Source organism: Mangrovibacter yixingensis (genome assembly GCF_020523985.1).
GTDB classification, from domain to species: domain Bacteria; phylum Pseudomonadota; class Gammaproteobacteria; order Enterobacterales; family Enterobacteriaceae; genus Mangrovibacter; species Mangrovibacter yixingensis.
Genome location: NZ_JAIVKM010000009.1, coordinates 43,610 through 56,504, shown reverse-complemented (window position 1 = coordinate 56,504; position 12,895 = coordinate 43,610). Strand labels below are relative to the sequence as shown.

The 12,895-nt window shown below is 48.7% G+C and carries 14 protein-coding genes; 6 read left to right on the top strand and 8 right to left on the bottom strand.

Annotated features, from left to right (window positions below; translation table 11 throughout):
- Window positions 1-25 precede the first annotated feature (25 nt).
- The 5 genes from LC084_RS20630 to gpmM form a co-directional block, all read right to left on the bottom strand.
- A complete protein-coding gene (locus tag LC084_RS20630) occupies window positions 26-955 on the bottom strand; it encodes a hypothetical protein (RefSeq protein WP_226573582.1) in 930 nt (309 codons plus the stop codon).
- A complete protein-coding gene (locus LC084_RS20625) occupies window positions 948-2,180 on the bottom strand; it encodes a glycosyltransferase (protein ID WP_226573580.1) in 1,233 nt (410 codons plus the stop codon). The genes LC084_RS20630 and LC084_RS20625 overlap by 8 nt, the downstream gene beginning before the upstream one ends.
- Window positions 2,181-2,363: 183 nt before the next feature.
- Entirely contained in the window at window positions 2,364-3,314 is a 951-nt protein-coding gene (locus tag LC084_RS20620) for a divergent polysaccharide deacetylase family protein (protein ID WP_226573578.1), read from the bottom strand.
- 3 nt (window positions 3,315-3,317) lie between these two features.
- Window positions 3,318-4,604 (bottom strand): murein hydrolase activator EnvC, encoded by a 1,287-nt coding sequence (envC, locus tag LC084_RS20615; RefSeq protein WP_226573575.1) that lies wholly within the window; start codon window positions 4,602-4,604, stop codon window positions 3,318-3,320.
- Between the two features lie 9 nt (window positions 4,605-4,613).
- The gene (gpmM, locus tag LC084_RS20610; RefSeq protein ID WP_226573571.1) at window positions 4,614-6,161 is read right to left on the bottom strand and encodes a 2,3-bisphosphoglycerate-independent phosphoglycerate mutase; all 1,548 of its coding nucleotides are present in this window, start codon (window positions 6,159-6,161) and stop codon (window positions 4,614-4,616) included.
- Between the two features lie 246 nt (window positions 6,162-6,407).
- Between gpmM and LC084_RS20605 the strand changes: the two genes are divergently transcribed.
- From LC084_RS20605 to cysE, 5 genes are all read left to right on the top strand, one after another.
- A complete protein-coding gene (locus LC084_RS20605) occupies window positions 6,408-6,839 on the top strand; it encodes a rhodanese-like domain-containing protein (protein ID WP_226573569.1) in 432 nt (143 codons plus the stop codon).
- A gap of 20 nt (window positions 6,840-6,859) precedes the next feature.
- A complete protein-coding gene (grxC, locus tag LC084_RS20600; protein WP_226573566.1) occupies window positions 6,860-7,111 on the top strand; it encodes a glutaredoxin 3 in 252 nt (83 codons plus the stop codon).
- A gap of 51 nt (window positions 7,112-7,162) precedes the next feature.
- The gene (gene secB, locus LC084_RS20595) at window positions 7,163-7,630 is read left to right on the top strand and encodes a protein-export chaperone SecB (RefSeq protein WP_226573564.1); all 468 of its coding nucleotides are present in this window, start codon (window positions 7,163-7,165) and stop codon (window positions 7,628-7,630) included.
- On the top strand, window positions 7,627-8,643 hold the full coding sequence (gpsA, locus tag LC084_RS20590; protein WP_226573718.1) for an NAD(P)H-dependent glycerol-3-phosphate dehydrogenase: 1,017 nt from the start codon (window positions 7,627-7,629) through the stop codon (window positions 8,641-8,643). The genes secB and gpsA overlap by 4 nt, the downstream gene beginning before the upstream one ends.
- A 76-nt stretch (window positions 8,644-8,719) precedes the next feature.
- Window positions 8,720-9,541, top strand: a complete 822-nt coding sequence (cysE, locus tag LC084_RS20585; RefSeq protein WP_226573562.1) for a serine O-acetyltransferase — start codon at window positions 8,720-8,722, stop codon at window positions 9,539-9,541.
- Here cysE and trmL read toward each other — a convergent pair.
- From trmL to cpxR, 3 genes are all read right to left on the bottom strand, one after another.
- The gene (trmL, locus tag LC084_RS20580; RefSeq protein ID WP_226573560.1) at window positions 9,538-10,011 is read right to left on the bottom strand and encodes a tRNA (uridine(34)/cytosine(34)/5-carboxymethylaminomethyluridine(34)-2'-O)-methyltransferase TrmL; all 474 of its coding nucleotides are present in this window, start codon (window positions 10,009-10,011) and stop codon (window positions 9,538-9,540) included. The genes cysE and trmL overlap by 4 nt on opposite strands.
- 73 nt (window positions 10,012-10,084) lie before the next feature.
- Window positions 10,085-11,461, bottom strand: a complete 1,377-nt coding sequence (cpxA, locus tag LC084_RS20575; RefSeq protein WP_226573558.1) for an envelope stress sensor histidine kinase CpxA — start codon at window positions 11,459-11,461, stop codon at window positions 10,085-10,087.
- Window positions 11,458-12,156 carry an envelope stress response regulator transcription factor CpxR gene (gene cpxR / locus LC084_RS20570; RefSeq protein ID WP_226573556.1) on the bottom strand — a complete coding sequence of 233 codons (699 nt, stop codon included), beginning with the start codon at window positions 12,154-12,156 and terminating at the stop codon, window positions 11,458-11,460. Before cpxR ends, cpxA begins: the two co-directional genes overlap by 4 nt.
- A 150-nt stretch (window positions 12,157-12,306) precedes the next feature.
- Here cpxR and cpxP point away from each other — a divergent pair, with 150 nt between their 5' ends.
- The gene (gene cpxP, locus LC084_RS20565) at window positions 12,307-12,810 is read left to right on the top strand and encodes a cell-envelope stress modulator CpxP (RefSeq protein ID WP_226573554.1); all 504 of its coding nucleotides are present in this window, start codon (window positions 12,307-12,309) and stop codon (window positions 12,808-12,810) included.
- The last annotated feature ends 85 nt before the right edge of the window (window positions 12,811-12,895 follow it).

Genomic DNA, 12,895 nt, shown 5'->3' with positions numbered 1-12,895 from the left:
CACAGCGCTGAATTATTGCCCTGCATTAATTTTCGCTGGTTGTGCCTGATTTTTTCTCATCATCAGTCAGGTAGCGCACTTTTCGGGTGTAATCCTGGCCTCTGAACAAAAGTTCGTTGTCTGGGGATTTCAGGTATTTTCTCCATTCAGATAACGGAAACCCTCCGTGTGCGCCAACGACTTGTTTGGGAATAACAGATGGTGTACCGCCAATCTTTTTTGATACCGGCCAGTTCATCCAGTCACCAAGATTAACCGTTCTTATATCCAGCATATCTAAAAGCGCTGCCAGCGGGAGTTGATCTGTTGGGGGCTGTGAATCATCCATCAATTCCCATGTATCCTGGAATAATGTCAGCCATAATGGGCAAATGCGGCGCCATGTTTTTCGGGTGGCAGCCAGGAACGCACCATTTACATGATCAACCAGATAAGGGCGAACGGTATCTTTATAATAAGCCGGGACATTTTGCTCTGGTGCATCAGCTAATTTGGCAATCATCTTTCCCTGACGGAAGCTGGAATACAGATGCTGCTCCTCAATATTGATAACCGGCATTTGCAGCAGGTTCAGGTCTGAATCAATCATCAGAACACCCTCTGTCTTCGCCTGCAACGGTGCATTCAGTTTAATCAACCGGCTTAAGTAAATTTGTTTGTACCGATAATTCTCTTCCCTAACCGGGAGGGCCAGCGTGACGACGCGTGTTTTGTCTGGCAGTGGTCCAAAGGATTCCGCTGCGTTATCAGTGACAATGACAATTTCTGCTAAGTCACCAGCAAAGCGGTTTGAAAACTCAGCACTGAGCAGTGCTTCTTCGATGTAGTCTGCACCGGCACAAGGAATCACTACCGATGTGACAGGAACACCTGCCTGCCCTGTTGCTGACTGAGAGTAAGCAATATTATGGCGTGAAGTAATATGGCGGTATTTTGCGCTGAATTTTTTAAGCATGGTGATTCCGATATGGTTTGGCGTTTTCCAAAATTTGTTCAACACCTGCGACATATTTTTCTATCGCATAGTGCTCTTCGACTTGTTGGCGAGCCTGGCTGGCAAGTGTTTTGCGTAACGCTGTGTGTTCCCAGACCTGGCTCAGGTGGTCTGCCAGTTGGTTAACATCACCATAATCAAACAGCAGCCCGGTGCGGTTGTGTTCAATCAGCTCAGCTGTACCTGTTACAGCAGAACCGGACACAACCGTTCCCAGTAACATTGACTCAAGTACAACCCGTGGTAATCCCTCGCTCTTTGAGGCGAGAATAAACACGTCGCTGGCTGCCAGATAATCCAGTGGATTATTTTTAAAGCCAGTAAAAATAACCTTTTCTGCAATACCATATTGCTGTGCCAGTTGCTCAAGGTGCGATCGTTCTGGCCCCTCACCAACGAGAAGAAATAGCCAGTCTGCGGCAGGATGCTTTTGGTTGAACTGAGCCAGTGCTTCCAGTGTATGGTGGCTGGATTTTCTTGGAATCAGTGAGCCTATGCTACAAAAAACAAAAGTGCCTTGCCCTATCTTTAAGGTTTTACGTACTGACTGGCGGTCAGGTAACTGCTGGTTGATATCAATAGCATTAGAGACAGTCGAGGTTCGGTGGGCATCAATACCGTTTGTTGTCAGTACATGCTCAACCCCTTTTGACACAGCGATGGTATGGCTCGCTATTCTGTTCACGAGTTGCACTACATCTGGTGTTAAAACCGGTTCGATGCGGCAATGTTGAACGACTGCGACAGGTAACCCTTCCGCGGCCAGGTATCCCTCAATATTCGACTGGGGCTGATTGTTCATATAGAGAACATCAACGCTATTTTGTTGCAGAATTTGGCGAATACGGCGTGCGTTCGGTTTTATCCGCCACAAATTATCAACTAAATAAGTGATTTTTTTGCGGCCGCTGCGGCTAAAGAAACACAGGCTACGCAAAACCTCTTTAGCGATTCGGGCCCACAACGGTTGTCTGGATTGAGGTAAGAAAATCACTGGGATCTGAATACCCTGTAATACTTGCCCGATACTTTCTTGTTCACCCCGTGAATAATTGTAGTAGAAGCAACAGGTTATATGGAATTTTTGGCGGTCAATACGCTTGAGTAATTCAAGCATACTGTTTGTTCCTCCACCCCATTCCTTCCCATTGTCCAATAGCAAAATATTACGTTGCCCTGAAACCATTCCGTCTGTATTCCGAATGCTTATAAAGCACGGATTATAGCATCAAGATTATCCTTAACTGAATTTCACTAATTATACCAGGAATAACATTGTATTACGGTATGTTTTGGCTGGGCTCCAACTGAGCTTTCACCCGGGAGAATTAAAAGAAAACCCCGGTTAATTGACCAGGGTTGCGTGAAGTTATTTATGCGAGGAATGCACAATGGCTGATGTGGGTGACCACCCTTGCCACTGGTGACGGAAATAATTGAACAGGGTGCTTTGCCTGATGCTGTCTTGCAGCACTTCGAAAAAAAGCACCGGGGTGACAGGGGCTAATGGTTTTTTAGCCTTACATAACCGTACTCCACGGAACGGGTTACGTGGTACCTGTTTTTCCGGCCCTGGCGGTGTGGAATGATCAACCTGTGGCTCATTCAGCAGGCTACTTGGCCTGACTAATGTAATATCTGGCGGCAGGTTATAGACCATCTGCTGCAGTACTTTCACGGTCGTTGGATGTGGGTGACCAATCGCAATCGCATAACCATTATGGCGCGCAAGCTTAATTGCCCGGTTAAACTGGTAACGAATGTCCGCTTCATTCTGCGTATCATCAAGAAATACATTGCGTTTAATGACACTGACATGCGTGCCTGTTGCTGCACGCATTGACTGACTGTTGCCAATGGTCATGCTATCCAAAAAATAGAGCTTATAACTGTTTAGCGCCTGCATTACTTTTTGCATACCAAACAGGCTCGATGTCATGGCACTGCCCATATGGTTATTCAGCCCGACAGCATAAGGTACCTTGTTGACAGCATCGCGTATGATGCGATCGATTTCCGCGCTGCTCATTTCCGGGCGCAGTGTATCTACCTCTAAAGGTTGTTTGCTGACAGGCAACATGGGCAAATGTATCAGAACCTCATGCCCGGCATTGTGTGCTTTAGTGGCCATCTCCCTGGCATGAGGCGCATTGGGTAACACAGCGACAGATATGGGGGCGGGTAAGGCAATAACCTGGTTTTCTGTATGTGGGCGGTAGCCAAAGTCATCGATAACGATAGCCAGGCGACCTGCCAGAGCGGAGGTACTGCAAAGCAGCAGTGTAGATGCGGCGAGCGCGAGTTGACGAAACTGAAGCAAAACTTATCTTCCCAACCACGGTTGTGGATTGACCGCCTGACCCTGGCGGCGAATTTCGAAATAGAGGGAAGGGCGACCCTGGCCCCCACTGCTGCCCACCAATGCGATTGGTTGCCCTGCCCGGACTTGTGCACCAACACTGACCAGCGCACTTTGGTTGTATCCGTACAGGCTCATATCACCTTTCCCATGGTCGACAACAACAACAAGGCCATAGCCCTGAAGCCAGTCGGCAAGAATTACCCGTCCATCCGCGATAGCTTTGACTTCGGTACCTTCACTGGCACCAATGACAATGCCCTTCCACCGTAACTCACCTTGCAGTTGTTCGCCATACCGGTGAAGTATTGGCCCGCGCACCGGCCAGTATGCCTGACCACGCGGAGCCCCTAAACCACCCGTTCTGGCCATCAATTCCCGTTCGCTGGGAGTTGGCTTGTAAGTTGTGCCTTTTTTGGCGGCGTTTTGTTCACGATCGCGAATGTTCTGGGCTTCTCGGGCTTCTTTCTCCGCCCGTGCTTTCGCCGCCGCTGCCGCACGCGCTATGCTGTTGCGCAGGCGGGCTTCATTCTGGCGCATTTCGTTAAGTTGTTGCTGCCCTGCCTGGATAGACCCTTCCAGACTCCGCAGGGTTTTTTGCCGCTCGTCTCGTGCCGCTTCCAACTTTTCTTGCTGTGCTTTCTGCTCATAAAGCAGGGTTTGTTGTTCAGTTTGTTTATCTTCTAATTGACTACGTTGCACGGCAACTTCGGCACGGGTTTGTTTTAATTGCTCAATAGTTTCCTGACGTGCCTGATTCAGATAGCCAAAATAGGCCTGCAGACGCTCATTTCGCTGACCTTGTTCTCCATCAAGCAACATTTCCAGACCTGAATGTTTCCCCTGGCGAAAAGCCGCATCCAGTTGAGCCGCCAGGTTACGTTCTTGCATCGTTTTTTGTTTTTCGAGGCGAGCGATTGATTCGCTCATTTCTGTGATTTGTTTATCCAGTGTTGCGAGAGTCGACTGTGTTTCATGAAGTTTTTTACTGGCAGCCGCAATGGCCTGCTCTTGTTTTTTGAGCTGAGCCATAAGCTCTGTACGCTGCTGCATTTGCTGGCGCACAGCACGCTCTTTCGCGGCAATATCCTGCTGGATAGACTGGAGCTGTTGCTTGTCATCTGCCAGTGCAGATAACGGGCGCAACAATACGCCAGCGCTTATCACGCTGGCGTAAAAAATGTGTTTCAAAGCTGAGCGGTGAGGCTTCAATGAGACACAGGTTATTGAAAAAATCGCTTTTCCCCTCATGGGGAGCGATTATTCCACGATGAACAGCGGCTTGCCAGTCATCTCTTGTGGGATTTCCATGCCCATCAGGTTCAGCATGGTGGGCGCTATATCAGACAGTTTTCCGCCATTCAGCGCTTTTGTTGCTTTATTGCCAACATAAATCAGTGGAACAGGCAGGTTGGTATGAGCAGTATGTGCCTGGCCTGTAGACGGGTCACGCATTTGTTCTGCATTACCATGGTCTGCGGTGATAAGTAATTGACCACCAACAGATTCTACGGCTTTAACTACCTGGTCAACACACTTATCCAGTGTTTCAACTGCCGTCACAGCGGCTTCAAACACACCGGTGTGGCCTACCATGTCGCCATTAGGGTAGTTACAGATAATGGTGTCGTATTTCCCGCTGGTGATTGCAGCGACCAGCTTGCTGGTAAGTTCTGCTGAACTCATTTCTGGCTGCAAGTCATAGGTAGCAACTTTCGGAGAATTCACCAGTACGCGATCTTCCCCTGGGAATGGCTCTTCTACACCACCGTTAAAGAAGAAAGTGACGTGAGCATATTTTTCAGTTTCAGAAATACGCAACTGAGTTTTGTCGTTTTTTGCCATCCACTCGCCAAGGGTATTGACCAGTGAAGCTGGTGGGTATGCGCAGGCGGTTTTAATGTCGGCGGCATATTCTGTCAGCATCACGAATTCGCTGAAGTTCACCACTTTTTTACGGGTGAAACCATCAAAGTCAGAATTAACGAATGCGCGAGTAATTTGGCGAGCACGGTCTGCACGGAAGTTCATGAAAACTAAGGTATCGCCATCCTGCATAGCTGCATCAGCTTCGCCTGCTGCGCGAATAACTGTCGGTTTAACAAATTCATCGTTTTCGTCACGTGCATAAGCGGCCTGCAAGCCAGCAACAGCGCTGTCTGCCTGGAATTCGCCCTGAGCCTGTGTCATCAGGTCATAAGCCAGTTCAACACGGTCCCAGCGGTTATCACGATCCATGGCGTAATAGCGACCAACCAAAGATGCGATACGGCCTTTACCCAGAGTAGCAAACTTGTCTTCGAAACGTTTCAGTGTTGCTTCAGCGCTACGAGGCGGGGTGTCGCGGCCATCAAGGAATGCATGCAGATAAATGGCCGTTGCACCACGCTCAGCTGCCATTTCCACCATTGCCATGATGTGATCTTCGTGGCTGTGAACACCGCCAGGAGACATCAGGCCCATGATGTGAACGGCTTTATTTGCTGCAACAGCTTTGTCTACAGCGGCGGTTAACACTGGATTTGCAAAGAAAGTACGTTCTTTGATTTCAACATCAAGACGGGTTAAATCCTGGTAAACGATACGACCAGCGCCGAGATTAACGTGACCGACTTCGGAGTTACCCATTTGGCGGTCAGGTAAACCAACTTCAAGGCCTGAAGCGTCAATCAAAGTATGGGGGCGTTGTACCCACAAACTATCCATTACCGGGGTTTTAGCATTCTGAATGGCATTATCCTGTTTATCTTCACGGTAGCCATAACCATCAAGGATAACCAGAACCATAGGCTTTTTAGAAACCGACATTGCAACAACCTCTTACGTAAAAGACACAATTCTTTTGCGTAATTTTACTACAGTCGGCCCGGGTAAATAGCCCCAGAAGATCAAAGAAAGCGTAGAGCCAGCTCACATATATCATATGGGTTGATGTTTTTTTTCACCACTCGCAGCAGAAAATGCATAACCTGACGCTCTTTGGCTGTATTTAGAACAACGCGCAGGTATACTCCTTTCCTGGTTTTTTCACTGATTCGGGAGTTACAACCCCCCATGCAAGAGATTATGCAATTTGTTAGCCGTCATCCGGTGCTGAGTATCGCCTGGGTTGGTTTATTACTGGCTGTGCTGGTTACTACTTTCAAAGGCCTTGCTTCCAAAGTGAAAGTGATTTCACGTGGTCAGGCAACGCAGTTGATTAATAAAGAAGATGCGTTGGTTGTGGATGTTCGCCAGCGTGATGATTTCCGAAAAGGGCATATTGCCAATGCAATCAATGTCCTGCCTAACGAAATCAAAGCTGGCAATGTGGGTGAGCTTGAAAAACATAAAAACAAACCCATTATTGTGGTTGATGCAAATGGTATGTCGTCACAGGAACTGGCTGGCGCACTAAGTAAAGCGGGTTTCGAACACGTGACCGTATTGAAAGAAGGTATTGCGGGCTGGAGTGGTGAGAATTTACCTCTGGTACGCGGTAAATAACCGGTAAATGAGGAGTTGTGATGGCCAATATTGATATCTATACCACAACAACCTGTCCTTATTGCTCACGTGCCAAAGCATTGTTGAGCAGTAAAGGAGTCTCTTTCAACGAAATTGTTATTGATAGAGATTCTGGGCTGCGTAGCCAAATGATGGAGCGTAGTGGGCGCCGTACAGTTCCGCAGATTTTTATTGATGAGCAGCACATCGGCGGCTGTGATGACTTGTATGCGCTGGACGCACGTGGTGGACTTGATCCCCTATTAAACTAATTTTTTAGCTGTCCATAATGAGATTAAGGACAAAACGTTAAGGGTTGACACATGTCAGAACAAAATAACACTGAAATGTCTTTTCAGATTCAGCGTGTTTACACCAAAGATATTTCTTTCGAAGCACCTCATGCGCCGCACATTTTTCAGAAAGACTGGCAGCCAGAAGTAAAACTCGACCTGGATACCGCATCCAGCCAGTTAGCTGATGATGTTTATGAAGTGGTTTTGCGTGTTACCGTTACGGCTACAGTAGAAGAAGAAACTGCTTTCCTGTGTGAAGTTCAGCAGGGTGGTATTTTTACTGTTGGTGGCATTGAAGGTACGCAACTGGCGCATTGCCTGGGTGCTTATTGCCCTAACATCCTGTTCCCGTATGCTCGCGAATGCATTACCAGCCTGGTTTCCCGTGGTACGTTCCCTCAGTTGAACCTGGCACCGGTAAACTTTGACGCGCTGTTTATGAATTACCTGCAGCAGCAGTCAGGTGAAGGTACGGAAGAACATCAGGAAGCCTGATGACAATGAATGCCTCCATGACAGTGATTGGCGCCGGTTCTTATGGCACAGCACTTGCCATTACCGTCGCACGTAATGGCCACCATGTGGTTTTATGGGGGCATGATCCCGCCCATATCGCCACACTTGCGGCAGAGCGATGCAATGCCGCATTCCTTCCTGATGTCACTTTCCCTGAAACACTTCATCCAGAAAGTTCTCTGGAGGTAGCCCTGGCTGCCAGCCGTGACGTTCTGGTTGTGGTGCCAAGCCATGTTTTTGGTGACGTTCTGCGTCAGCTCAAACCATTGCTACGGCCTGATGCCCGGGTTGTTTGGGCTACAAAAGGTCTTGAAGCTGAAACCGGGCGTTTGCTGCAAGATGTTGCAAGGGATGAGCTGGGCGATACTATCCCCCTCGCGGTATTGTCAGGGCCTACATTTGCTAAAGAGCTGGCTGCTGGATTGCCAACAGCCATTGCGCTGGCGGCTACGGATGACAAGTTCGCGGCTGACTTGCAACATTTACTGCATTGCGGAAAAAGCTTCCGTGTATACAGCAACCCTGATTTTATTGGGGTGCAGTTGGGTGGAGCGGTGAAGAATGTCATTGCTATTGGTGCCGGGATGTCAGATGGGATTGGTTTTGGCGCTAATGCAAGAACTGCGTTGATTACCCGTGGGTTGGCAGAAATGTCGCGTTTGGGTTCCGCGCTGGGGGCAGACCCAACAACGTTTATGGGGATGGCAGGGCTAGGGGATTTAGTACTGACTTGTACTGACAACCAGTCCCGTAACCGGCGTTTTGGCATGATGCTTGGCCAGGGGGCAGATGTACAGTCAGCCCAGGATAAAATCGGCCAGGTAGTGGAAGGTTACCGTAACACTAAAGAAGTTCGGGCCCTGGCACAACGTTGTGGTGTAGAAATGCCAATAACTGAGCAAATTTATCAGGTATTATACTGTAATAAAGATGCCCGGGATGCTGCGCTGACATTACTTGGTCGGGCGCGCAAGGATGAAAGCAGTCACTGACGGAACGCGTGTTTATGATTAAAACCGGTGGCATATACATATGTCGCCGGTTTCTTATTTCTGTCTGGAGAAAGCAATGCCGTGTGAAGAACTTGACCTGGTGTGGAATAACATTAAAGCCGAAGCCCGTGCATTGGCCGACTGTGAGCCGATGCTGGCGAGTTTCTATCATGCGACATTACTTAAACATGAAAATTTGGGTAGTGCGCTCAGTTATATGCTGGCGAACAAACTTTCCTCAGCCATCATGCCTGCGATTGCCATTCGTGAAGTCGTAGAAGAAGCCTATTCAGCTGATCCTGAAATGATAGCCTCTGCTGCCTGCGATATTCAGGCCGTGCGAACACGTGATCCGGCGGTAGATAAATATTCAACACCATTGTTATACCTGAAGGGTTTTCACGCATTACAGGCTTATCGTATTGGGCACTGGCTGTGGGGGCAGGGGCGCCAGGCACTGGCGATTTTTCTGCAAAATCAGGTTTCAGTGACCTTTCAGGTAGATATTCACCCTGCCGCCCGTATAGGCCGCGGGATCATGCTGGATCATGCAACCGGTATCGTGATCGGTGAAACGGCAGTGGTAGAAGATGATGTATCTATCCTCCAGTCGGTGACTCTGGGTGGGACAGGTAAAACCAGCGGTGATCGCCATCCTAAGATTCGTGAAGGCGTTATGATTGGCGCGGGTGCGAAAATTCTCGGTAACATTGAAGTGGGGCGGGGCGCTAAAATTGGAGCCGGTTCCGTTGTGTTACAGTCCGTTGCCGCACATACCACAGCAGCGGGGGTACCGGCTCGTGTAGTCGGTAAGCCCGGAAGTGAGAAGCCATCAATGGATATGGACCAGCTCTTCAATGCCCTTAATCATGGTTTCGAAGATGGTGATGGTATTTAACGTCGTGGTGCTGCGCCATCGTAACCCAGTTGGCGCCACGCTTCATAAACTACTACAGCAACTGAATTAGACAGGTTCATACTCCGGCTGTCTGCAACCATGGGAATACGGATTTTCTGTTCGGCAGGGAAAGTATCCAGGATTGATGCTGGTAAGCCGCGTGTTTCCGGGCCAAACATCAAATAATCACCTTGTTGGTAGGCCACTGCACTGTGTGCAGGGGTACCTTTCGTGGTAAGCGCAAAAAGCCGTCCGGGTTGTTCTTTTTCCAGGAAAGCAGCGTAGTCGTGATGGCGTATCACCGCCGCAAATTCATGGTAGTCCAGCCCGGCTCTGCGCAGGCGTTTGTCATCCCATGTAAACCCCATTGGTTCAATGATATGCAGGCGGAAACCTGTATTGGCGCATAAACGAATAATATTCCCGGTATTGGGTGGAATTTCTGGTTCAAACAAAACAATGTTCAACATACAACAACCCCCTGGTTAGGGGGCAAGAATAGCAAATTTACCTTTGCAGAGAAATGAGAGGCCTGCGAAGGCCTCAGGCACTACGATGATAGAGAGGCAACCATAACACCAGCCGCAACCCACCTAATGGGCTGTCATCAGCTTTTACCCAGCCTCTGTGCTGCTGAATTGCACTATCGACAATGGCAAGCCCCAAACCGGTACCACCAGATTCCCGGTCCCGGGCTTCATCAGTACGATAAAATGGTCTGAAAATATGTTCCCTGTCTTCAGGGCTGACGCCTGGGCCATCGTCATCCACTGTGACAGTAATCCCCTGGTTATCAACCGAGAAATTTACGGCGATATGGGTATGCGAATAACGTAGCGCATTGCGAACAATATTTTCCAGCGCACTTTCCAGTGCATTGGGGTTGCCATAAAGCAACCATGGGCCCGGCGGATAGGTGACTTCCAGTGATTTGCCCATCTGTTCTGCTTCAAATGCCGCGTTATCCAGCACTTCACTCCAGATTTGGTTCGCCTTCATTGTTTCACTGACCAGGGCATTTTTTTGCTGATTACGCGACATTACTAGCAGGTCGTTAATCATGCTGTCCAGGCGCTGTGCTTCCATTTCAATACGTTCCAGTTCCTTGCTTTCACCTGCACGACGCCGCAATAGCGCAGTGCCCAATTGAAGGCGAGTTAACGGTGTACGTAATTCATGGGAAATATCAGAAAGCAGCCTCTGCTGTGAGGTCATAACTCTTTCCAGAGCGGTGACCATTTTGTTGAAGCTTGAACCAGCAGCCAGGAACTCCTGTGGGCCAGACTCCAGTTCTGGATGTTGGCGAAGATCGCCATGAGCTACTTCATCTGCTGCCAATTTTAGCCGGCGAGCTGGCCGTGCCAGGCTCCATGCCAGCCAAAGCAATAGTGGTGAACTGACCAACATTGTGACAATCAGCAGTAATAATGGCCTGTCGAACAGTAAATTAATAAAGTCGGATTGAGAGCTACTGGCCGGTCGAATCAGGTAAAGCTGATACATATCTTCACCGTCACGAACGGCAAAAGGGCCGACCAGTTCAACCCGACCATATTTTTTCTTCTGAGGGTGTGCGGCGTTATCCGATTGACCGATAAAGTTACGGATAATTTGCATCTCATTGCGCTGTGCGCCAATAACCCGGCCTTCACTGGTAACCAGCAATAAACGTTGGCCAGGTGGTGCCCATTTATCAATTGCACGAAAAAGCCGCCGCCACCACATCAAATCGTTCGGCGGGTCATTAGCCAGTTCCGCTTCAACATGCTGTTCAATCATCATGCCCTGGCGTTGCTCACTTTGGAGTAGTTCCGTCATTTGCCTGGAGTCAAGTTTGGGTAACATCAACACCAGCATTAGCACCAAAGCGAGCGTAAGCCAGAAAATAGCAAAGATACGGGCGGTAAGGCTGCCTATCATGAAGCGGACACCATCAGATACCCACGGCCACGCAACGTTTTGAACCAAGGATGCCCATCTTTGCGTTCCGGCAGTTTGCGGCGCAAGTTGGAGATGTGCATGTCAATTGCCCGATCGAAAGGTGTCAGCCGCTTACCTAATACTTCCTGGCTTAAATGTTCACGAGAGACAACCTGCCCCAGGTGTTGAGCCAATAAATAGAGCAGAGTAAATTCTGTTCCGGTGAGTTCCAGAGTTTGCCCATCAAAACTGGCTTCCTGACGCCCTGGGTTCAGGCTAAGAGAGTCAACTTCCAACGTTGGGGTACCGTTGTCACTGGTTTGTTGCTGCTCACTCCAGTGAGAACGGCGAAGAATAGCGCGAATACGGGCGACCAGTTCCCGGTCATTAAACGGTTTAGGCAAATAGTCATCTGCCCCCAGCTCCAGCCCCAGAACACGGTCCAGCTCGCTACCGCGCGCTGTCAGCATAATGACTGGAGTTTGGTAGGTTTGCCGGAGTTCCTTAAGTGTATCAATGCCATTTTTCTTGGGCATCATGATATCAAGCAACAAAAGATCGATGCTGTCATCAAGGAGGCTGAGAGCCTGATCCCCATCATGAGCTACCAATACATTGAAACCTTCCATGTCGAGCAATTCCTTTAACAGGGATGTAAGCTCTCGGTCATCGTCAACTAACAGTATCTTATTCATTGTTTAAATACCTCCGAGGCAGAAATTACGTCATCCAGCACGGCTAATCCATGACTTTACGTTGTTTTACACCCCCTGACGCATGTTTGCAGCGTTAATCGTAGACTGCATAGCGTTGACTCACGGAGCATAAGGATTCAGGAGCATGTAATGTGCAAAGTTATCGCGGTTTCTCTGGCATCAGTGCTCGTTTTTACCAGCTATATCAGCCACGCCGATGAAACATTTTTTGCCGATAACTGGCACCAGCAAACGAATAGCGCATCACGCTTTAATATTGAGAGTCACATGTTCGATGGTATTAGTTTAACCGAACAACAGCGACAGCAGATGCGAGATTTAATGCAAAGGGCGAGACACAGTTTACCGCCTGTAAACCTGAATGAAATTGAGGCCATGCATAAGCTGGTCACGGAAAATCAGTTTGATGAAAGCGCTGTTCGTGCTCAGGCAGAAAAGATGGCACAAGAACAGGTGGAACGCCAGGTCGAGATGGCCAGGGTACGACACCAAATGTACAGCTTGTTAACGCCTGAACAGAAAGCGGTTTTACATGAGAAGCACGACAAACGAATGAACGCTTTGCGTGAAATTGCAGAGTTACAGAATGTGTCTTCTGAAGAGTTTTATAGCAGTAACCGTAGTAACCAGTGATGAACCCTGTTTTCCTTGCCATAGACACCATCCCTGTCTTACCCCGCCAATAGGCGGGGCTTTTTTTTGCCTTTAAAAACACTCA

Bases quoted from the DNA above. Each gene is read 5' to 3' on its own strand.
- LC084_RS20630 (WP_226573582.1), bottom strand. From the start codon at position 955: ATGCTTAAAAAATTCAGCGCAAAATACCGCCATATTACTTCACGCCAT.
- LC084_RS20625 (WP_226573580.1), bottom strand. From the start codon at position 2,180: ATGGTTTCAGGGCAACGTAATATTTTGCTATTGGACAATGGGAAGGAA.
- envC (WP_226573575.1), bottom strand. From the start codon at position 4,604: ATGAGGGGAAAAGCGATTTTTTCAATAACCTGTGTCTCATTGAAGCCT.
- gpmM (WP_226573571.1), bottom strand. From the start codon at position 6,161: ATGTCGGTTTCTAAAAAGCCTATGGTTCTGGTTATCCTTGATGGTTAT.
- LC084_RS20605 (WP_226573569.1), top strand. From the start codon at position 6,408: ATGCAAGAGATTATGCAATTTGTTAGCCGTCATCCGGTGCTGAGTATC.
- grxC (WP_226573566.1), top strand. From the start codon at position 6,860: ATGGCCAATATTGATATCTATACCACAACAACCTGTCCTTATTGCTCA.
- secB (WP_226573564.1), top strand. From the start codon at position 7,163: ATGTCAGAACAAAATAACACTGAAATGTCTTTTCAGATTCAGCGTGTT.
- cysE (WP_226573562.1), top strand. From the start codon at position 8,720: ATGCCGTGTGAAGAACTTGACCTGGTGTGGAATAACATTAAAGCCGAA.
- trmL (WP_226573560.1), bottom strand. From the start codon at position 10,011: ATGTTGAACATTGTTTTGTTTGAACCAGAAATTCCACCCAATACCGGG.
- cpxA (WP_226573558.1), bottom strand. From the start codon at position 11,461: ATGATAGGCAGCCTTACCGCCCGTATCTTTGCTATTTTCTGGCTTACG.
- cpxR (WP_226573556.1), bottom strand. From the start codon at position 12,156: ATGAATAAGATACTGTTAGTTGACGATGACCGAGAGCTTACATCCCTG.
- cpxP (WP_226573554.1), top strand. From the start codon at position 12,307: ATGTGCAAAGTTATCGCGGTTTCTCTGGCATCAGTGCTCGTTTTTACC.